This is a genomic window from Collinsella sp. AF38-3AC, assembly GCF_003474365.1.
Classification (GTDB): domain Bacteria; phylum Actinomycetota; class Coriobacteriia; order Coriobacteriales; family Coriobacteriaceae; genus Collinsella.
In genome coordinates, this window is the sequence record NZ_QROM01000009.1 from 20,082 (window position 1) to 40,558 (window position 20,477).

A 20,477-nucleotide genomic window follows, 5' to 3' on the forward strand; every position below is an offset into this window, starting at 1 on the left:
AGGAACTGCCCGTGACCATGGCGTTTATCGACATTGATAACCTTAAGCATTGCAACGATATCTTTGGGCATGACGAGGGAAACCGCTATATCTTGCAGGTAAGCCTCTATCTCAAGCTATATATGAAGGTGGACGAGGCGGCATTTCGTCTGGGAGGCGACGAGTTTGCCATCCTGTCTACGATTGCGACCGAGGATGACCTTGCCGAGCGTCTGGAGCACTGTCGAGAGGTCCTGCTCAAGAATAACGATTCCGAGATGCCTCACTCGTCTGTTCCGCTCGACGGGGCCGATGTTCGTGGCGCTCTTTGACGAGCTTGATCCCGAAGAGACCGACGCGGTCGCAGACGAAATCGAGCGGTTCTTGGGATCGTCGTGCTCTTGGGCTCATTTGAATATCAGCCGCCCCTTCGCGTGGCCACGCTTCATCTGGACGCCGTCGACCGACAGCCCGTTTCCATTTTGAACGAGCTCAATTCGCTGGTTAAAGAGGCGCCGCAGGTACCGGGCACCAAGCTGGACTAGCGTCGTGGGGCGCGATGTGAAACACAGGCCGTTTCGCATCGCGCCCCACGCCATCCGCCCGCTCGTGCGATAATCCTCCGCAGAAGTCACCGACAGCAGAGGGAGTTTGTGATGAAGGTTCTTTTGGTCAATGGCAGCCCTAAGGCAAACGGCAACACGGCCCGCGCACTCGCCGAGGTCGCCGAGCAGCTCAACGCCGAAGGCATCGATGCCGAGATATTTCAGCTGGGCGCCAAGCCCATTCGCGACTGCATTGGCTGTGGTCAGTGTGGCAAGCTCGATTGCCGCTGCACCTTTGACGACGACGTGGTCAACGAGCTCATTGCCGCCGCCGAGCAGGCCGACGGCTTTGTCTTTGGCTCCCCCGTCTACTACGCGCACCCCAGCGGACGCATCCTCTCGGCCCTCGACCGCGCGTTTTATGCTGGCAGCAAGGCCTTTGCGCACAAGCCGGGCGCCGCTGTCGCCGTTGCCCGCCGCGGCGGCACGTCGACCACCTTCGACGTGCTCAACAAGTACTTCACCATCAACCAGATGCCCGTGGTAGCATCCACCTACTGGAACAACGTCTTTGGTGCCATGCCGGGTGAGGCCGCCCAAGACGCCGAGGGCCTCGCCACCATGCGAAACATCGGCAATAACATGGCCTGGCTACTGCGTTGCATCGAGGCGGGAAAGGCCGCCGGCATCGAAGCCCCCCAGGCCGATCGCGCTAGGACCAACTTTATCCGATAATTCCAGCGGTGGTCACCTTGATGTTCTATCAATATCAGCGAAAAACCAGCTGATGAGGCAAGGTGCCTTGAAAGAGGAGGGCGCTGGGCTTTTGCCCGCGCCCGACGATTGAAAGGCAGATTGCCCATCAGATGGCTTTGCAGCGTCGAGGTGACCGCCGTTCGTTAGAACGGCGGAACAAATACATGAATATTCAAATCTTCGGCACCAAAAAGTCCTTCGATACCAAGAAGGCGCAGCGTTATTTTAAGGAGCGCCGTATTAAGGTGCAGTTTATCGACCTTAAGGAAAAGGAGATGAGCAAGGGCGAGCTCACGAGCGTGATGCAGGCGGTCGGCGGCATCGACAAGCTGCTCAACCCCAAAGCCAAGGACGAGGAGACGCTCGCGCTCATCCAGCATCTCACCCCCAGTCAGCGCTTTGATAAGCTGCTCGAGAACCAGCAGGTTCTGGCCGAACCCATCGTGCGCAACGGCAAAAAGGCCACCGTCGGCTATTGTCCCGACGTATGGGGAGCCTGGGAGTAGCCTGTGTTATTTGCCCGTGCGTGGGTATAAGAGCAGGCGTTTGGCATAAGATTCATCTGTAAGCCATGTCTAACAAAGGAGGGCACATGCCCAACAAACCCGTGAAGATCATCATGCTTACCGGATACCTCGGTGCCGGCAAGACCACGCTGCTCAACCACATCCTCGCCAACGACGATGGCATCCGCGCTGCCGTGATCGTCAACGATATCGGCGAGATCAACGTCGACGCCAGCCTCATCGCCGACGGCGGCCTTTCCGAGACCGACGACCTTATCCCGCTCACCAACGGCTGCATCTGCTGCACGCTTTCGGACGACCTGGCCAACCAGCTGCAGGGCATCGCCGATTCGGGCAAGTTCGACTACATCATCATCGAGGCTTCGGGGATTTGCGAGCCTATCCCCATCGCCTACACCATCTCGAGCTTCTGCGACGAGGCCAAGGTGGGCGGCGAGCCCAAGCTCGCGCTCGACAACATCGTGGCCGTGGTCGACTGCGCCCGCATGTATGACGAGTTCAACGGCGGTCGCGACCTGCTGGCCGAGGATATCGACGAGGACGACATCGAAAGCCTGCTCATCCAGCAGATCGAGTTTTGCTCCACGCTGATCCTCAACAAGACCGATACCGTCACGCCTGAGCAGATCGCCGAGCTCAAGGCCATCGTGCGTAGCCTGCAGAAGGACGCCGTGATTGTCGAGGCCCAAAACGGCGAGGTCCCCATGGAGGAGCTGCTCGACACCGACCGCTTCGACTTTATGCGCGCCTACAACTCCGCCGCCTGGATCGAGGCCATGGAGCATCCCGAGGAGCACGAAGACCCCGAGGTACTCGAGTATGACATCGAGACCTTTGTATACTCGCGCCGCAAGCCGTTTGACCTGCAGAAGTTCACCGATTTTGTTGAGCAGGAGTGGCCCGACGAGGTCATTCGCGTTAAGGGTCCGCTGTGGCAGACCGGTGATCCGGACATGTGCTACATGTTTGAGCAGGCCGGCCACCAGATCCGCCTGATGGAGAACGGGCTGTTTGTCGATTCTGCGCCCGATAGCGAGAAGCAGAAGATTATCGACGAGAACCCCGAGATCATGCAGATTTGGGACGACGAGACGGGCGACCGCATGACGAGCCTGTGCATCATCGGCCGTCATATGGACAAGGACGCGCTCATCGCCGCCCTCGATGCCTGCCTGACCGACTGGCACCGCGCCTAGGTTTAACGAAGCTAGCATTTTTCCGCCCACGTAACCGCCAAACCACCACGAAGGTGCCTGTCCCCTTCGTGGTGGTTTTTCATTCTGAGCCAAGGAGATTCATGTTCAATATCGTGCTATACGCGCCCGAGATTCCGGCCAATACAGGCAATATCGGCCGTACCTGCGTGGTCACTGGCACTCGCTTGCACCTGGTAGAGCCGCTGGGCTTTTCGCTCGACGACAAGACGGTGCGTCGAGCCGGCCTGGGCTACTGGCAAAACCTGAACGTGACGACATATGCCAGCTGGGAGGATTTCCTTGCGCGCAACGGTCTCTCCCCCGCCGACGAGCGCCTGCACCTGCTGACCAAAAAAGCGCGCCGCACCTATGCGCAAAGCACCTACCGCGACGGTGACTATCTGGTCTTTGGCAGCGAGAGCTCGGGGATTCCCGAGCCACTGCTTGCCGCGGCGCCTGAGCGCTGCGAGCGCATCCCGATGCTGCGCGATTGTGACTCACTCGATAATGCCGAGGCATGGGAAGCCCACGAGGAATCGCTCGGACATACCGAGGACAGCCACGAGGCCATCCTTCAACAGGATATCTGCGGCAACTTCGTCGACCCGAACGACTACCGCATCAGCGCACTCAACCTCTCCAACAGCGCCGCCATCGTCCTCTACGAGGCCCTGCGTCAGACAGACTTTCCCGGAATGTGACAAAGGGACCGTCCCTTTGTCACATTCGGTTAGAGGTAGCGGCCGGTAATGCTCTTGGGGCAGGCCGCGATGTCGTCCGGCGTGCCGGCGCAGACGATTTGCCCGCCGGCGTCGCCACCGCCCGGGCCCATGTCGATCACGTAATCGGCGTTACGGATAAGGTCGAGGTCATGCTCGATCACGATAACCGTGGCGCCCTTGGCAACGAGGCCGTCAAACACGTTCAACAGCACCTGAACATCGAGCGGATGCAGGCCGATCGTGGGCTCGTCAAATACGAATACGGCATCATCCTGCACGCGGCCCATCTCGCTCGCGAGCTTAAGGCGCTGCGCCTCGCCGCCCGAAAGCGCCGGTGTGGGCTCACCGAGCGTAAGATAACCCAGGCCCAGGTCGTGCAAGGTCTGCAAGCGCGTCTGAACTTTCTTGAGCCCCACCGTGGCGTCGATGGCCTCGTCCACACTCATGTCCATGAGCTGCGGCAACGTAAGCAGACTCCCGTCCTTGCCCTCGCGATGGATATGCGAAGCCGCGTCTGCATAACGTGAGCCGCGACATGCCGGGCAGACGATTTCGACATCGGGCAAAAACTGCACGTCGAGCGATATCGAGCCCGTGCCATCACACGTAGGGCAGCGCAAGGCGCCGGTATTGTAGCTAAAGGCGCCCGCCTTGTAGCCGGCTGCCTTGGCCTCGGGCGTACGGGCGAAGGCGCGGCGCAGCTCATCATGGATGTCGGCATAGGTCGCTACCGTCGAGCGCACGTTGGCACCGATGGGCGTGGCGTCAATCAGGTTGGCACGTGCAATGCCCTCGGCATCGATCCAGCGCACGTGGCGCGGCAGGCGCTCGCCGGCTGCCTGCGCCTTAAGTGCCGGGATGAGCGTCTCGAGTACCAACGTCGTCTTGCCTGAACCCGAAACACCCGTAACCGCGACGAGACGGCCGCGCGGGATATCGACTTCGAGTGGCTTGACGGTATGGATGGTATCGGTCGCCATGCGGATATGACCCTGGTCGAACATTTCGTCGTCAGTCACCTGCGGACGCAAGCGCTTGGGCTCGGCGCGCAAAAACGGCGCGATACGGCTGTCCTGCGATTGCTCGACCTCGTCTACCGTACCAGCGGCGATTACGTTGCCGCCGCCTGCTCCGGCAACGGGGCCCATCTCGACCAGATAATCAGCCTCCACCAGCACACGTGTATCGTGGTCGACAACAACCACGGTGTTGCCGTCATCCACCAGATCGCGCATTACGCCCACCAGGCCGTCGACATTGGCAGGATGCAAGCCGATCGAAGGCTCGTCCAGCACATACAGCACGCCCGTCGATCGGTTGCGCACCACACGGGCTAGCTGCACACGCTGGCGCTCACCCGTGGAGAGCGTGGCACCGGCGCGGTCGAGCGAAAGGTAATCGAGGCCCAGGTCAACCAGGCGGCGAGCCGTACTCAAAAACGAATCGCAGATGTCCGTCGCCATGGGCCGCATCTCGGTCGGCAAGGATGCGGGCACCCCACGCACCCACTCAATCGCCTCGCCCAGCGTCATGGCCGCCGCCTGCGCCAGATTGATACCGCGCACCTGAGACTGGCGCGCGGCTTCGGAAAGACGCGTGCCTCCGCAGTCGCGGCACGGCCCCTCGTGCAAAAAGCGTGCAACGCGCTTGAGCCCCTTGTCGTCCTTAACCTTGGCGAGCGCATTCTCAACGGTATAGACGGCGTTGTAATAGGTAAAGTCGAGCGGCGTGGCACCCTCGCCGTTTTTGGGAACGTAGAGAATGTGCTTTTTAACCGCCGGACCATGGAACACGATGTCGCGTTCGGCGGGCGTGAGCTGGCTAAACGGCACGTCGGTACGCACGCCCATCTCGCCGGCTACCTGCTTCATCAGATCCCACATGAGTGTGCCCCAAGGAAGCACCGCGCCCTCGTTGATAGTCTTTGACTCGTCGGGCACCAGGCTCGCCTCGTCCACCTCGCGCATGACGCCGGTACCGCCGCAGGTAGGACACGCGCCGCCGCTGTTAAAGGCAAGGTCCTCGGCACTCGGCGCGTAGAATTCACGGCCGCATGCGGGGCACGCGAGCGACAGGCCCGCGGCGACGTTAAGGCTCGGCTCCACGCGCGTCCCGCAGTGCGGGCAAACGTGATGGGCGCAGCGGCTAAAGAGCAGACGCAGGCTGTTGTTGAGCTCGGTCATGGTGCCAAAGGTCGAGCGCACGCCCGGCACGCTGGGGCGCTGATGCAATGCGAGCGCCGCCGGCACGTGCAGCACCTCGTCCACCTGGGCGTGCTCGGCTTGCGTCAGGCGACGTCGAGTATAGGTGCTGAGCGCCTCCAAGTAGCGACGCGAGCCCTCGGCATAAAGAACCCCCAGCGCCAGCGAGCTCTTGCCCGAACCCGATACGCCGGCAATACCCACCAGCTTTCCCAGCGGAATATCGATATCGATGTCCTTAAGGTTATGGACACGTGCGCCACGTACCTCGATAGCACTTGGTTGTTGCGACACCGTCATCGCTCCCCTTCCTGTTAGCCGAACGTGGCAAAGGGACTGTCCCTTTGTCACGTTACTCGCACTGTGCTCGCCCGCGCCAGTCTTCGCAGGTCAAATAGGTAAAGTACTCGGTACGCACATCGCCCATAAGCTCGCAGGGCACGTCGCGCTCAACGTGATGCGGCACGAACCCACATTTTTGTTGGACGCGTAACGACTTGTTATTGCCCTCATAGTATCCGCACCAAAGCGCCTTGCAGCCAAGCGTTTCAAACGCATAGCGTTGCATAGCTCGCACTGCTTCCGGAGCAAAGCCTCGACCCCAAAACGGCTTGGCGATCCAATACCCCACCTCGAGCTCAAGTCCAACGCTTTGGCCGTTCGATTCGCAGCGCGGCGGCATGAGTCCAATGCTGCCCACGGGCTCGTCTGTCTCGGGCAGGCAAATGGCAAAGGTATGGGGCGCCGTAAAGACCGTCTGAATGATCTCTCTGCTTTCCTCAATGCTTCGATGGGGTGGCCAGCCCGCAGCCGGCCCCACGTCCGGGTCGCTCGCGTATGCAAACAGGCTCGCCGCATCCGTCTCGCGCCACGGACGAAGCACCAAGCGCTCAGTATGAATCACCACGTTTCAACCTCTCAATTATCGATGTGACAAAGGGACTGTCCCTTTGTCACATGTAGCCGAAAAATTCCGCGTCGGCGGGGCGATAGGGACGGAAGGTGGCAGGATCGATCTTTACGTGCGCCGCGGCGGGCACGTCGTACCATTTGACCGTGTAACCGGCGCCGTGGGCGCAAAAGACCGAGTCGGGCGTATTGGGCAGATCGGCCTCGGGCTCATAGGCGGCCGCCTCGATGACGCGCTCGACATCATGGCACGCTGCATAACCGGCGAACTCCAGGTACAGATGTCCGCGGCCGCTCGTGTAGGCAGCAACCTCCAGCGCATAATCCTGCGCCTCGGATGCCGGCACGCGACCCACAAGCTTCGCCCGGTCGTCCGTCATCTCCGGCGGCTCGTACTCGGCGCCCATGCGCGTGATATCCGAGAGCGCCCTGCCCACGCACTCCCCCGGCACCTCGAGCTCAAAGTGGTACCACGGCTCCAGCAGCACCGCCACGCCCGACTCGCGCGCCTGTATGAGCCCCTGGCGAATCGCGCGGTACGTTGCCTGCCGAAAGTCACCGCCCTCGGTGTGTTTGGCATGCGCACGACCGCCCGTGAGCGCAATGCGCACATCGGTGATGGGCGAGCCGGTCAGCACACCCAGGTGATCGCGCTCCATGGCGTTGGTGAGTGCCAGACGCTGCCAGTTCAGATCGAGCTCGTCGGTCGAGGCAACGGTACCAAATTGCACGCCCGAGCCCGCTGGCAGCGGCTCCAGGCGCAGATGCACCTCGGCGTAATGACGGAGCGGCTCAAAGTGGCCCACGCCCTCGACCGGCTGCGAGATAGTCTCCTTATAGAGAATGCCGCCAGGCTCAAACTCGACCGCAAGGCCAAAGCGATCGGCCAACACCCGCTGCACGACTTCAAGCTGCACGGCGCCCATCAACTGCAAGTGAATCTGCTCAAGATGCGTGTTCCAGCTTACGCCGAGCATGGGGTCTTCGTCCGCCAGCTCGATCAGCGCTTTAAACACCGCATGGACATCATGTTCGCCCGGTAGCACCGTATAGGTGAGGACCGGCGCAATGACGGGTGCATCGCACCCGGGCTCCGCACCCAAGGCATCCCCCGGGCGAACGTGCGCAAGACCCGTCACGGCACAAATACCGCCAGCAGCAACTTCCTGGGCGAGCTCGTACTTCTCTCCGTTATAGATGCGCACCTGATCGACTTTCTGCCCCCATACCTCGGCACCGGAGCGCCCCTCGATCATCTGTTTTGCACGTAGCGCGCCGCCGGTCACTTTAACCCAAGCCAAGCGCTCGCCGCGAACGCCTCGGCTGACACGATAGACACGCGCGGCGAACTCCGGGGCCCACGCCTGTTCACGCATCAGTGTGCACATGCCATCCAGCAGCTCGCCCACGCCTTGGTCCTTGAGCGCCGAGCCGGCAAAGCAGGGAAAGAGCTTGCGCTCGGCAACCATGCGCGACAGCGTTGCAACGGAAAGCTCACCCGTCTCAAGAAACTCCTCGAGCGCCGCCTCGTCCAACGCGGCAGCGTCCTCCCAAGCGGCGCCGCCCGCCAGCAGTTCGTTCGCATCGAGGCAGCCCTCGGAAAGGCGCTGCCCAAGTTGCGCCAGTAAAACATCGCGGCCGGGATTCTCCAAATCGATTTTGTTGATAAAGACGAACGTCGGGATGTCATAGCGCGCAAGCAGGCGCCACAGGGTTTCGGTGTGTCCCTGCACGCCGTCGTTGGCGCCCACAACCAAAATCGCGTAGTCGAGCGCGCGCAATGTGCGCTCTGCCTCAGCCGAAAAATCCACGTGACCGGGGGCGTCCACGAGCATGACGTGGGCATCTCCGTGGTCGAGCACGGCCTGCGACGAGAAAATCGTGATGCCGCGCTCGCGTTCGATAGAGTTGGTATCCAGGTGCGAGTCGCCATCGTCCACGCGGCCGCGCTTGCGAATGCGACCCGCGTTGAACAGCATGGCCTCGGCCAGCGTGGTCTTGCCGGCATCGACATGCGCCAAGATTCCAACGACCGCTTGCTTCGACATGGCTCTCCTCTTATTGCAAGCCCATCGCACGTGGCAACGGGCACCCTCGTTCCACACTGGATGATACAATTTACGGGCCGGCGGGCGAAGCGGGCCCTATCCCCCGACCGAGCTCATCGCCCCGCGTTGCCGCGCGGCGATTTTCGCAGGTTCGCGCCTTGCGAAAGCCGGCACCTCCCCTTTTGTCTGCCCGGTCTCATCTGAGGCGGTAACAATGCGAGTCCCACAACGACGCGTTTTACCAAAAATGGCCCCACGCGGGGCCATTTTCATTTCGATGAAACGCTGGTATGTGACTCGGCCCTTATGCCTCGCGCAGCCAGTCGAACGCAACACGCGGCGTGCCGTCCGACACATACACGACTCCGGCGCGCTCGAACCCCGCCTTCATGCTCGCACCCTGCATGGGCAGGTTGTCCGCGTGCGTATCGATACGCAGATGGTCGGCACGCTCCTTGGCAAAGGCAAACATCGCGGCCGCGATACCGTGCACGGTGCCGTCGGACGCCACGCGGTGCAGCACGGCGTACGGAGTGTCGCTACGCCACTGACCGTCCTCGATGACGTCATAGCACTCGTCCGGGCCCGGCAAAAAGGCAAACGTCGCCACCACGCGACCGTCGACTTCGCACACATAGCTGCCGCCGGCGGCGATATCGGCAGTCAGCTGCTCGGCCGAAGGCGTGCCCTCGGGCCACTGCGTGGCGTTGCCATGCGCGCGCATAAAGGCGCGGGCGACGTCATAGATGGCCATGACGGCGGGAATGTCGGTATCGAGGGTTTTTCTGATCATCACGCGGCGACCTCACGTTTATTGGTATCACTTTGATTGAGCAATGATACCAGCGTTTGGAAAGGACACGAAGCAGATGGGAAGCAAAAAGCGAGCCGCCTGGTCAAAGGCCAAAAGCGAGTTTTTGGGCGCTGCCACCGGCGGCGATATGAGCGACCTGTTTGCGCGCGAGGACGAGCGCCGCGATGTCCTGGACGCCGAGCGCGATGAGGCTTGGCGCTACAAATCGTGCGAGCGCAAAAACCGCTACGACACACGCGCCGAGGCCGAGGCCGTTATGGCCGACTGCGAAAACCACGGGCGTCGTGGCTTGGCCTGCTATAAATGCGAATACTGCGGCGGATGGCACCTGACGTCCCACCCTTGGAAATAGGCCCCGCATCGGCGCGGCGCTCACGCAGCACCGGCCATCGTGCGCAGGCTACGGGCGCGGCGGCACCAAAACATCGTAGCGGACGGCCTTGCCCGCAAGCTGATAGCTCGGCTTAATGCCGGCAAGCAGCGGCCCCTTCACTGGCCGCTTGATAACAACCTTGCGCGGGCACGGCGCAAGAGCAGCCTCGACCAGCGTCTCCTCATCGGCACACGGCTGCTCCAAATGGTGCAAGAGCTGGAACTTCTTTTTAACCGCCGCGCTCTTGGTGCGCTCGGGAAACATGGGGTCCAAATACACCACATCGGGAGCCGCGAGCTCACCGCGCTCGACCAGCTCAGCCGTATGGCGAAGGCCGGCAATGCTGTCCTCGCCCGCATGCAAGCGCATGCGTGCCACGGCAGCCGCAAGCGCCGGATCATCCGCCGCGCGGTCCAAGGCATCCTTGAGCAATGCCGCAATCACGCAATCCTGTTCATACAGATCGACGGTAAAGCCCGTGGCGGCCAGCAGCAGCGAATCCTCGCCAAAGCCTGCCGTGGCGTCAATCGCCCATGGCTGCTCGATGCCTTTTGTGCGCGCAGCCTTCACCAGCAGCTCTTGCTGCAGACGGCCCTGCTTGAGCCGTGGAAGCATGCGGGCAAAATCGGCACGCAGCTCCATCGCGCCGTCGGTGAGCGTGAGGCCCTCGGGCTTCCCGGTCAGCTCAAGCCCCGCGGCCCGAGCAACAGAAAAGGGATCGACGACGCCCATGGGCACTCCTTTACAAGCAAAATGAATACGTGAGCGCCGCCCCTGTCGGCACTCAACCGTCCGCTATTGTCCCACATGCGACATGGCCCACAGCATCCCAATGCAAAGCACCGCCATCAATCCCGTGCATACGGCAGCGATCACAGAATCACTCATGCGCCTTCCCAACGACCGCGGCTCGCGCACTTGCCCTGTTCCGTACATCATGGCTCCTCCTTAGACCAACTCCTTGTCACGACCTCATCATCGCAGCGCCGCACATGTGCTGCCATCGATTTGGCTTACGTCCAGCTTTCCTTTTTGAAAGATTGCTCTGCACAGGCGAGAAGCGCTTTCTAGCACACACGCCGTCACGTTGAACTACAATGTGCTTCACGATATGTGCAGCTTATGGGACGCGCCAGACTGGCAGCGCCCGAATCGAAAGGACTACCTATGAGCGCCGCGCGCAAGACACTCAAAATCCTTGCCCTCATCTATTTTGTTTTGGGCATCGCCAGCCTCGTCATCGGAATCGCCGGCATCGCGACCGGCAAATTTGAATCCATCTACGGATCGAACGCCATACTCGCTGCTGTCGTTGTGATTATCAAGGGCGTTGTCGATCTTGCCGCAGGTGTTGCGGGCATCAAGGGTGCCAACAAGCCTTCGCAGGTGGATGGCGCGTTTAAGCTCGGTATCGTTGCCGCGGTCGCTACGCTCGTCCAGGCTGTGCTTACCCTTCCCGCGCTCGGCGGCAGCGCCGTCAATATCGGCGCCTTTGTCATCGTGGTCTACGACCTGTTCTTTATTCAGCAGGCGCACGCCGTGAAGGCCGAAAACAAGGACCGTCTGTAAGCGCTCGCTTCTCATAACCTCTGCAGCCAAGCAACTAAAAAGGGCCGATCGCGCAGCAACGCGGTCGGCCCTTTACGTTAGCCCAGATAAAACCCGCCAAAATAAACCTGTCCCTTTTTTGTAGGTTAGCTGTGGCGGTACTCGGCGATGATGAAGTCGATGTCGGTCTGAAGGGTATCGAGGTTTGCCAGGCGTGCTTTGTCGGCGGGGCGCGTGCGGTAGTAGTACGGCGTCATCTGGAACACCGCCTCGATGTCGGCCTGGGTCTGAAGGGTGATAGAAGCTGTCACGCGCCGCGTTCCGACCAACTCGAGCTCGGTAGTCTTCGGCAGCTTCTCGTCATTGAGGTATGGCCTGTCGTAGAGCACCTCCTTGAGCCCAAACAGGTGATGGGCACCCGGCACCACGGTGTAGAGCGAGCCCTCGGGCACCAGCACGCGAGCAAACTCGCGCTCGTTAAAGGGAGCAAAGAGCTCGGTCACCATATCGAAGGCGCCATCTGCCACGGGGATATCCTTCATGTTGGCCACAAAATAGGTCGCATCGCCGCGCTTGGCGGCCAGGCGCACCATCTCTTTGCCCAGGTCGAAACCGTAAGCATCCACGCCCGGCACCGCACCCATGGCACTGGTGTAGTAGCCCTCGCCGCAGCAAATATCGAGCAGCGTCATGGGGCCATTCGCAGACGTTGCACGTCCAGACACCTGCTTGCGCACCAGCTCGACCATCGCATCGCGCAACGGCGCGTAGTAACCGCGGTTAAGAAAGTCGCGACGACTGCGCGCCTGCGACTTGGGATCGCCCATGGAGTCGCCGCTCTTGGACGAGCGCAGCAGATAGAGATAGCCCTCGCGCGCACGGTCAAACCGGTGTCCGCCCGCGCATGTAGCACCGCGCTCGTCGTCCACCAACGGCTCATGGCAAACGGGACACAACAACATGGCAACTCCTTAGCGCGAACAACACAACGCCCACCATTGTCGCACGCCTTCCCCACCTAGTCATCGGGGACGTTATTGAATGACCAGTCGTTTAAGAACGTCCCAACGACTATCTAAGTACCGACTGGTTGCATTAGGAGTATCATCGTCTGCGCAAATAAGCACGAAATAGCATATTAGAGATTGAGAGTGTATGGCCGATACCGCATCTAAGCACATTGACATGACCACCGGCTCGCTGTGGCGCAATATTCCCCTGTTCGCCTTCCCCGTGGCCGCCACGAGCATCTTGGAACAGCTATCGAACCTCATCGCCACGGTCATCATCGGCAACTTCTCGGGCGACCAGGGAACCCTTGCCATGGCAGCGGTCGGCTCCAATGTTCCGATTACCAGTCTTATGCTCAACCTGTTTATCGGCATGTCGCTTGGCTCAAATGTGGTCATCGCCAACGCTATCGGCCGCAACGATCAGAACATGGTCAAACGTGCCGTCCATACCTCGGTTTTAATGGCGCTCGTGGGCTTTGTCGTCATCGCGCTGGGCGAGATCTTTGCCGAGCCCATGCTCGCCGCGCTCAACGTTCCTGCCGAAACCATGCCGCTCGCTTCGCTCTACCTGCGCGTCTTTTTGCTCAGCATGCCCTCGATCTTGCTCTACAACTTTGAGGCCGCGATCTTCCGCTCCGTCGGCATCACCCGCATGCCGCTGCAGGCGCTTGCCGTGTCCACCGTCCTCAACATTGGCCTGGACCTCATCTTTGTCCCCGTACTTCACTGGGGCGTCGCGGGCGTCGCCATCGCCACCGCCATCGCCTACACCGTCAGCGCCGCTACGCTCTTTATCCGCCTGCTCAAGACCGACTCTGTCGTCCGCGTCACCCCGCGTGACTTGGCTATCGACCCCGTCGCCCTCAAGCGCATCGTTAAGATCGGCTTGCCCGCCGGTATTCAGAGCGCCGTCTTTGCCGTTGCCAACATCATCATCCAGTCCGCCATCAACAGCTTGGGCACCGAGGTCATGGCGGCATCCAGCGCCGCCATGAGCCTGGAGTATGTGTGCTACAACCTGCTCAACAGCTTTAGCCAGGCTTGCACCACCTTTGTGGGACAAAACCACGGCGCACGCCAGATTGACCGCTGCACCAAGACGCTCAAGGTCTGCCTGGTCGAAGGCGGCATCGTTGCGCTCACAACGATTATCGTCATCGTCGGTCTGGGGCGCGAGATCCTGGCACTGTTCAACAGTGACCCCAACATCGTCTCGATCGGTTATATCCGCGTGTGCTCGATCTTCCCGGCGTACGCCTTTAGCATGTTCTACGAGAACATGTCCGGTTATCTGCGCGGCTTTGGCATCTCGCTCATGCCCGCCCTCATCACCATGATTTGCGTCTGCGGCATCCGCTTCTACTGGGTATTCTGCGTGTTCCCGCACTTCCGTACCTTTGCGAACATCATGATGGTCTACCCCATCAGCCTGGGCACCACGGCATTCTTTATGGTCGTGGCGGTATTGCTCTGCCACCCGGCACGCACCTACCGTCTAGCACAAGCCAAGACCGGGGCGTGCTAGACATGCACAACTTGGTGGCATATCGGCAGCTAATTGACGATATGCGAGCTCATATAGTCGATAAAGCGCCTCGTAGCGATAGGCATGGTGTCCCAGCTGCGCCAGGCGGCCACCACGTCACGCGAGGGGGCATGCACGATGGGCCGCACATGAATATCGGCTTGCATGCCCTCGACCGTACGACGGTAGAGCATGCTCACGCCCAGGCCCTCCTCCACCATCGCCATGATGGTGTAGTCGTCGGTCACCTCACTCGTCACGTGCGGCGACAGCCCATGCGCCGCGAATGCATCGAGTACCAGGCTCTGTTCGCCCTCATCCAGCAGCACAAACGGCTCGGACGCCAGGTCGGCGAGTGTCACCTTTTCCTTTGCCGTCAGCGGATGCGCGGCCGGCAGCAGTGCCACCAACTCGTCGTGATAGACCACGCGCTTCTCGAGCCCAGCGGTAAATCCGCGCGCCGTAAAGCAAAAGTCAACTACGCCATCGTGCACCCACTGGGCGTTGCGCGTGTAATCGCCCTGCTTGAGGGTAAAGTGCACGCCCGGGTGCAGGGCCCCAAAGTCGCGGATCACACGCGGCAGCACGGTACGACTCACGTTGGTAAACGTCGCAATGCGAATGTCGGTCGACGAAAGCCCCAACAGCTCCTGACGCTTACCCTCAAGCTCGGCCTCGGCCGTTACGATCTGGCGCAGATACGGCAGATACTGTTTGCCGTCGCGCGTAAGCGAGACGCCCTGCTTGCCGCGCTCGATAATCGTGGTGCCCAGCTCGCGCTCGAGCGCCTTGACGGCCTGGCTCACCGCACTTTGTGTATAGCCCAGTTCGTCCGCCGCGCCCTTAAGACTGCCGCAATCGACCACCATACATACAATCTGATATCGCGATGCCATCGTGCCTCCACATCGATGTAGCCGTAAAACGTTTTGCCAGGGCCTTTTCTGATTACATTAGTATTTCTTAATCATACTGAAAATACATTCGCTTTACTACATCCACATCTGGGAGCAGAATCCTTTTTACGAAACCGTTCTGTAACAAAAGGAGTCCCATGGATCGCAAAAAAGCAATCGCGCTCTCATTTTCCGTTCCCGTCGCATGGGGCTTTTCGTACCCCCTCATGAAGATCGGCATGGACAGCATGAACGCCACGAGCATCGTTGCGTTGCGCTGCATCATCGCCTTTGTGGCCTGCCTGTTGCTCTTCCACAAGCGCGCTTTCCGCATCAACCGTGACCTTATGGTCCGTGCCGCCATCATCGGCGCCATCATGGCAACCGAGCTCACCTGCATGTGCCTGGGCTCCAGCCTCACCTCTGCCTCCACTGCCGGCTTTTTGCAGAGCCTGACGGTCGTGATCGTGCCGTTTGCCAACGCCGCCCTGCTGCGCCGCGCCCCCGAGCGCAAAGTGCTCGTCGGCACCGCCATCGTCACCTGCGGCATGCTGCTGCTCTCGGGCGCCGACTTTACCAGCCTGAATCCCGGTGCGATTATCATGCTGCTCTCGGCCTTTATCTATGCCAGCCACATTATCGTAGCCAAGCGCTTTGTCGAAGAAGTCGATCCGCTGGCTCTGGGCGTTTGGCAGCTGGGCTTCGGCGGCTTGTTCTCGGGCATCGCGGCATGCACCTTTGGCGGCTTTACGCTTCCCAGCACGCCGAACGAGATCGTCGTTGTCGTTGCGCTCGCACTCATCTGCTCTGCCTACGGCTTTATCACCCAGACGCTCGTGCAGCCCCACGTACCCGCCGAGACCACCGGCTTCGCCTTCTCGCTCGAGCCGGTCTGCTCCGCCGTCTTCTCGTTCTTCCTGGTCGGCGAAGTCCTGAGCCCCATCGCCTTCTTTGGCGCAGCGCTCATCCTCACCGGCGTCATGGTGGCAACCGTCGAGCTTCCACACCTTCGCGCACATGGGCATACTCGTATGGCAGGAGCGCCCGAGCACGTCTCGTAGACCCCACTCCTCATGCAGCCGTGGCATAAAGGTCTCTGGACGCCTTTACAATAGGTGCCAACATAGCATCTGCCATAAAGGAGTTCCATGGACACTGTAACTCGCGACCGCAACATAGCAACTTGGTTGGGCGATGCGCCGCAGCCGGTCCGTGACACTACGAACCAGTTGCTCGAGCGCATCGCCCTTTTGCGTGCCGAGCAGACCATCTACCCGGCACAAGACGACATCCTCAATGCCCTCGCCTACACGCCGGCCGACCAGGTCAAGGTTGTCATATTGGGTCAAGACCCTTATCACGGACCTAACCAGGCAATGGGGTTGTCGTTCTCGGTCCCCGCGACGCAAACCAAGTTGCCGCCGAGCCTGCGCAACATCTATAAGGAACTCAAAGCCGATCTGGGTTGCCCCATTCCCGCCACGGGAGACCTAACCCCATGGGCACAGCAGGGCGTCCTGCTCCTCAACACCACGCTCACCGTGCGCGAGCATGCCGCGAACTCGCACGCCAAGCTGGGCTGGAGTACCCTGACCGACTACATTATCGAACGCTGCTGCCAGCTGCCCCAGCCGGTAGTCTTTTTGGCATGGGGCCGCTTTGCCCAGCAGATGGTCGAAGGCAAGCTCGCCACGACCGGCGCGGGCAAGGCAACCGACAAGTTCTGCCTGGCCTCTACGCACCCCTCGCCGCTTTCGGCCAACCGTGCCACAGCAGAACTCCCCGCTTTTATGGGGTCGCGTCCCTTCTCCGCTGCCAATCGGTTACTCGAACAGCACGGCTCGACCCCCGTTAACTGGACTTGCCTCGGATAAAAATCGATACATCAAAAACGCGCCCGACAGCTTTCCATCGGGCGCGTTTCCTATTCGGGCCAAATAAATTGCGTGCGGCCGGCCTCGCCGCCATCGATCAGCAGGCTCTGCCCGGTCATAAACCGGTTGGTCACGCCCACAAAGTAGATCCACTCGGCAATCTCTTGGGCGGTGGCCCAGCGCTTAAGCGGCGTGAGTTCCATAATCTGGCTCCACAGGTGTTCGTCTTCCATCACGCAACGGTTGAGCGGCGTGATCACGCCACCCGGGTCCACACTGTTGGCGATGGCCTGCGGCGCCAGGCGGTTTGCAAGGTTCTTGGTGTAGGCGATAACGCCGCCCTTGCTGGCGGCATAGTCGGGAAACTCCGATCCCGTATGCCCGCTCGCCGACCCCACATTGACCACGGATTTGATAGCCGGTGTCGGCTTGGCGGCAAGCCCCTCCCCCACAAAGGCATAGCGCTCGGTCACGTTGATGGTGCCACGCAAGTTGGCGGCAATATCGTCGGCCGAATCCTGCACACCGGCAACGTTCACGATTGCCTGTGGCTCAAGGTCGCCTGGAAACGAGTCAGGCTCGCGGACATCAACGATCAGATGGCGGTAGCGCTCGTGTTCGATCGCCGCCGGCAGCAGATCAAAGCCCACGACCTCGTGGCCCTCGTCCAAAAAGCGCTGCACGCACGCGGCTCCGATACCACCCGAAGCACCCGTGATCAAAACCCGCATGCTTGCTCCTTAGGCGGTTGCATGGCGCTTGAGGTACTCGGCGCCCACATTCTCGCGCTCCCAGCCACGCACGACCTTGTAGCCCACGGGGCTCAGGAAGACCTCGCACAGCAGCTCGGCAACAGCGCCGGTCAGCGAGCACATAAGAACCTGCACCCAGGTCCAACCAAAGAACGTGTGGCTCACCACAATGGCAAAGACCAGGTTGTCGATAAACTGGCCGACACCCGTAGACACATAGGAGCGGAAGGCAAAGCTCGCAAAGTTATTCTTTTTGAGCATGCGGCCGAGCGACTGGTTGAGTGTGGAGTTAACCACGGCAGAGACGAGCATTGCCAGCGAAGAGCCCAGCACCACGTACCAGGTGCCACCGATGGTGGCGTTAAGGGCAGTGTTGACCTCGATCATGCCCGTGTCATAGTAGGCGCCCCACATACCGGGCGTGAGCGAGCACAGCCAAAAGCACAGGCTTACGGCCAGGTTGACCGCCAACGCGAGGATAGAGATTTTGATGGATGCCTTGGCGCCAAAGCGCTTGCAGATCATGTCCTGGCACAAAAACGAGACCCAGCTCACCACAAAGCCGCAGTCGAGCGCCAGATACGGCAGGCTGATAAGCTCTTTGTTGGCCAGCAAGTTCATCATGATAACGCTCACGAAAAACAGCGAAACCGTTGCCGCGGGAATGCTCCGCAACAGGACCTTGTAGTCCTCCATGACCTTCTTGATCATTATGTACTCCTTTGGTTTTAGGTTTAACGAGCAGGATATCGGACCCGAACTGCTCGGCCGCCACGGTCTTGAGGCGACGGTGGGTATGATAGCCGCTCACACGGCGGCAGGCAAGCAAGCGGCGCGGCAGCCCCACAGGACCACCGCGCCGGCGCACTAAAACGTTACGTTGCCAAACTCCGACAGGACAAGGTCGGGGTTGTGGTCGGTCGCCCAGTCAACATTCCACGGGCTCGTAAACAGCAGCAGCTTGCCGCCGCGCATGTCCTCGACGCGCAGGGTGTCACGCGTGAGCGAAAGGCCCGGGATGTCGATGGTGTCGGGGTCGTTCTGGATCCAGCGGATGTCCGTATAGGGCAGCGGCTGACGACGGACTTCAACACGGTACTCGGCCTTAAGGCGGCGCTCGAGCACCTCAAACTGCAGTACGCCGACCACGCCCACGATGACGCTCTCCATGCCGGCACCCAGCTCGCGGAAGATCTGGATGGCGCCCTCCTGGGCAAGCTCCTCCATGCCCTTCACGAACTGCTTGCGCTTGAGCGTGTCGACCTGCGTGATGCGGGCGAACATCTCGGGGGCAAACGTCGGGATCTGCGGATACTGTACGTGGCGCTTGCCAGAGCACACGGTGTCGCCGATGCTAAAGATACCCGGATCGAACAGGCCTACGATATCGCCCGCGTACGCCTCGTCCACGATGGCGCGGTCATCGGCCATCATCGACGTGCCCGTGGCAAGCTTGAGCTTACGGTTGCCCTGCACGTGGAAGGCATCCATGCCGCGCTCGAACTTGCCCGAGCAAATGCGCACAAAGGCGATACGGTCGCGGTGGTTCTTGTCCATGTTGGCCTGGATCTTAAACACAAAGCCGCTAAAGTCGTCGCGGCACGGATCGACCGGCTCGCTGGTGAGCGTATCGGTATAGGCGCGCGGCGTCGGGGCCAGGCGCAAGAACTCCTTGAGGAAGGGCTCCACGCCAAAGTTGGTGAGCGCCGAGCCAAAGAACGCCGGGCTCAGCTTGCCGCAGGCCACGGCATCCAGGTCGAGCTCGTCGCCGGCGCCATCGAGCAGCTCGATGTCGTCCATCAGGTTCTTGTGGTTCTCCTCGCCAATAAGCTCATCCATGGCGGGGTCGCCCAGCTCGGCCTCGACCTCGGCGACCTTCTTGGTGGCGTTGGCGTGACCGTCGCCCTCAAAGGCGATGACGCGACGGGTCTGACGGTCGAACACGCCGCGGAAGTTACGGCCGCTGCCGATTGGCCAGTTCATGGGGTACGTATTGATGCCCAGGACGTTCTCGATCTCTTCCATGAGCTCAAACGGATCGCGGGCCTCGTGGTCGAGCTTGTTCACAAAGGTAAAGATGGGAATGTGGCGCAGCGTACAGACCTTAAAGAGCTTTTTGGTCTGGGCCTCGACGCCCTTGGCGCCGTCGATGACCATGACCGCGGCGTCGGCGGCCATAAGGGTACGGTAGGTATCCTCCGAGAAGTCCTGGTGGCCGGGAGTATCGAGGATGTTGACGCAGGCGCCGTTGTAGGTGAACTGCAGTACCGAGGAGGTAACGGAAATACCGCGCTCCTTCTCGATGTCCATCCAGTCCGAGACGGCATGCTTGGCCGAACTCTTGCCCTTGACCGAGCCGGCGGTCTGGATGCTGCCGGTATAGAGCAGCAGCTTCTCGGTAAGCGTGGTCTTACCGGCGTCCGGGTGGCTGATGATCGCGAATGTACGGCGCGACGAGATTTCATCCGACAGGCTTGCCATGCGGATCCTTTCTTGCATTGAGTGCATTACGTCGTTGAAACCGTACTATTGTAGCCGCGAAATCCCGCCACAGGGCACCTATCAGGACAAATTCATCAGCCAAGCTCGCTGTGCATCGAACAGCTGCCTCAAGGACTGTCTCGATCTGTAACATCTAGCCATCAAAATCGACTCCAGATGTTACAGATCGAGATAAACAAACAGGCGGGCAACCAATGTCTCAATCTGTAACATCTAGTCACCAAAAACGGGCCCTAGTGTTACAGATTGAGATAAACGGGCAGGAAGGTCGGGTCTGTCTCAACCTGTAACATCCAG

General features: G+C 60.5%; 21 protein-coding genes. 11 read left to right on the plus strand and 10 right to left on the minus strand.

Going from position 1 to position 20,477, the window contains the following annotated elements; genetic code table 11:
• Window positions 1-11 precede the first annotated feature (11 nt).
• The 6 genes from DW029_RS06720 to DW029_RS06740 all read left to right on the plus strand — a co-directional run bounded on the left by DW029_RS06720 (window position 12) and on the right by DW029_RS06740 (window position 3,704).
• Window positions 12-311 carry a diguanylate cyclase domain-containing protein gene (locus DW029_RS06720; protein ID WP_118345609.1) on the plus strand — a complete coding sequence of 100 codons (300 nt, stop codon included), beginning with the start codon at window positions 12-14 and terminating at the stop codon, window positions 309-311.
• 69 nt (window positions 312-380) lie between these two features.
• Window positions 381-524 carry a hypothetical protein gene (locus tag DW029_RS11270; RefSeq protein WP_233543826.1) on the plus strand — a complete coding sequence of 48 codons (144 nt, stop codon included), beginning with the start codon at window positions 381-383 and terminating at the stop codon, window positions 522-524.
• 111 nt (window positions 525-635) lie between these two features.
• Window positions 636-1,259, plus strand: a complete 624-nt coding sequence (locus tag DW029_RS06725) for a flavodoxin family protein (protein WP_118345610.1) — start codon at window positions 636-638, stop codon at window positions 1,257-1,259.
• A 185-nt stretch (window positions 1,260-1,444) separates the two neighbouring features.
• Window positions 1,445-1,786, plus strand: coding sequence for an arsenate reductase family protein (locus tag DW029_RS06730; protein ID WP_022093957.1), 342 nt, complete (start codon window positions 1,445-1,447; stop codon window positions 1,784-1,786).
• A gap of 86 nt (window positions 1,787-1,872) precedes the next feature.
• Window positions 1,873-3,003, plus strand: coding sequence for a GTP-binding protein (locus DW029_RS06735; protein ID WP_118345611.1), 1,131 nt, complete (start codon window positions 1,873-1,875; stop codon window positions 3,001-3,003).
• 101 nt (window positions 3,004-3,104) lie between these two features.
• Window positions 3,105-3,704 carry a tRNA (cytidine(34)-2'-O)-methyltransferase gene (locus DW029_RS06740; protein ID WP_118345612.1) on the plus strand — a complete coding sequence of 200 codons (600 nt, stop codon included), beginning with the start codon at window positions 3,105-3,107 and terminating at the stop codon, window positions 3,702-3,704.
• A gap of 29 nt (window positions 3,705-3,733) precedes the next feature.
• On the opposite strand, the gene DW029_RS06745 is transcribed toward DW029_RS06740, so the two are convergent.
• The 4 genes from DW029_RS06745 to DW029_RS06760 form a co-directional block, all read right to left on the minus strand.
• A complete protein-coding gene (locus tag DW029_RS06745) occupies window positions 3,734-6,226 on the minus strand; it encodes an excinuclease ABC subunit UvrA (RefSeq protein ID WP_118345613.1) in 2,493 nt (830 codons plus the stop codon).
• 52 nt (window positions 6,227-6,278) lie between these two features.
• Window positions 6,279-6,833, minus strand: a complete 555-nt coding sequence (locus DW029_RS06750) for a GNAT family N-acetyltransferase (protein ID WP_117743304.1) — start codon at window positions 6,831-6,833, stop codon at window positions 6,279-6,281.
• A gap of 46 nt (window positions 6,834-6,879) precedes the next feature.
• Window positions 6,880-8,883: a translation factor GTPase family protein gene (locus DW029_RS06755; protein ID WP_118345614.1), complete on the minus strand. Its 2,004-nt coding sequence runs from the start codon at window positions 8,881-8,883 to the stop codon at window positions 6,880-6,882.
• 304 nt (window positions 8,884-9,187) lie between these two features.
• On the minus strand, window positions 9,188-9,676 hold the full coding sequence (locus DW029_RS06760; RefSeq protein WP_117734562.1) for an N-acetyltransferase: 489 nt from the start codon (window positions 9,674-9,676) through the stop codon (window positions 9,188-9,190).
• A 76-nt stretch (window positions 9,677-9,752) separates the two neighbouring features.
• Between DW029_RS06760 and DW029_RS06765 the strand changes: the two genes are divergently transcribed.
• Complete coding sequence (locus tag DW029_RS06765; protein WP_118345615.1) at window positions 9,753-10,049, plus strand: hypothetical protein; 297 nt, start codon at window positions 9,753-9,755, stop codon at window positions 10,047-10,049.
• Between the two features lie 48 nt (window positions 10,050-10,097).
• Here DW029_RS06765 and DW029_RS06770 read toward each other — a convergent pair whose 3' ends face one another.
• Complete coding sequence (locus DW029_RS06770; protein WP_118345616.1) at window positions 10,098-10,802, minus strand: class I SAM-dependent methyltransferase; 705 nt, start codon at window positions 10,800-10,802, stop codon at window positions 10,098-10,100.
• Between the two features lie 435 nt (window positions 10,803-11,237).
• Between DW029_RS06770 and DW029_RS06775 the strand changes: the two genes are divergently transcribed.
• Window positions 11,238-11,639 (plus strand): hypothetical protein, encoded by a 402-nt coding sequence (locus tag DW029_RS06775; RefSeq protein ID WP_117734564.1) that lies wholly within the window; start codon window positions 11,238-11,240, stop codon window positions 11,637-11,639.
• A 125-nt stretch (window positions 11,640-11,764) separates the two neighbouring features.
• Here the strand turns inward: DW029_RS06775 and DW029_RS06780 are convergent, their stop codons facing one another.
• Entirely contained in the window at window positions 11,765-12,580 is an 816-nt protein-coding gene (locus tag DW029_RS06780; protein WP_117734565.1) for a putative RNA methyltransferase, read from the minus strand.
• A gap of 193 nt (window positions 12,581-12,773) precedes the next feature.
• Here DW029_RS06780 and DW029_RS06785 point away from each other — a divergent pair, with 193 nt between their 5' ends.
• Window positions 12,774-14,156: an MATE family efflux transporter gene (locus tag DW029_RS06785; RefSeq protein ID WP_118345617.1), complete on the plus strand. Its 1,383-nt coding sequence runs from the start codon at window positions 12,774-12,776 to the stop codon at window positions 14,154-14,156.
• 29 nt (window positions 14,157-14,185) lie between these two features.
• On the opposite strand, the gene DW029_RS06790 is transcribed toward DW029_RS06785, so the two are convergent.
• Window positions 14,186-15,052 carry a LysR family transcriptional regulator gene (locus DW029_RS06790; RefSeq protein ID WP_118099070.1) on the minus strand — a complete coding sequence of 289 codons (867 nt, stop codon included), beginning with the start codon at window positions 15,050-15,052 and terminating at the stop codon, window positions 14,186-14,188.
• 158 nt (window positions 15,053-15,210) lie between these two features.
• On the opposite strand from DW029_RS06790, the gene DW029_RS06795 reads away from it, so the two are divergent.
• Both DW029_RS06795 and DW029_RS06800 read left to right on the plus strand, forming a co-directional pair.
• Window positions 15,211-16,113, plus strand: coding sequence for a DMT family transporter (locus tag DW029_RS06795; RefSeq protein WP_118345618.1), 903 nt, complete (start codon window positions 15,211-15,213; stop codon window positions 16,111-16,113).
• Between the two features lie 87 nt (window positions 16,114-16,200).
• Window positions 16,201-16,926 (plus strand): uracil-DNA glycosylase, encoded by a 726-nt coding sequence (locus DW029_RS06800; RefSeq protein ID WP_118345619.1) that lies wholly within the window; start codon window positions 16,201-16,203, stop codon window positions 16,924-16,926.
• A 50-nt stretch (window positions 16,927-16,976) separates the two neighbouring features.
• Here DW029_RS06800 and DW029_RS06805 read toward each other — a convergent pair whose 3' ends face one another.
• From DW029_RS06805 to DW029_RS06815, 3 genes are all read right to left on the minus strand, one after another.
• On the minus strand, window positions 16,977-17,657 hold the full coding sequence (locus DW029_RS06805) for an SDR family NAD(P)-dependent oxidoreductase (RefSeq protein ID WP_118345620.1): 681 nt from the start codon (window positions 17,655-17,657) through the stop codon (window positions 16,977-16,979).
• Between the two features lie 9 nt (window positions 17,658-17,666).
• Window positions 17,667-18,389, minus strand: a complete 723-nt coding sequence (locus DW029_RS06810) for a VUT family protein (RefSeq protein ID WP_233543827.1) — start codon at window positions 18,387-18,389, stop codon at window positions 17,667-17,669.
• 156 nt (window positions 18,390-18,545) lie between these two features.
• Window positions 18,546-20,159, minus strand: coding sequence for a peptide chain release factor 3 (locus tag DW029_RS06815; protein ID WP_117734571.1), 1,614 nt, complete (start codon window positions 20,157-20,159; stop codon window positions 18,546-18,548).
• Window positions 20,160-20,477: the final 318 nt, after the last annotated feature.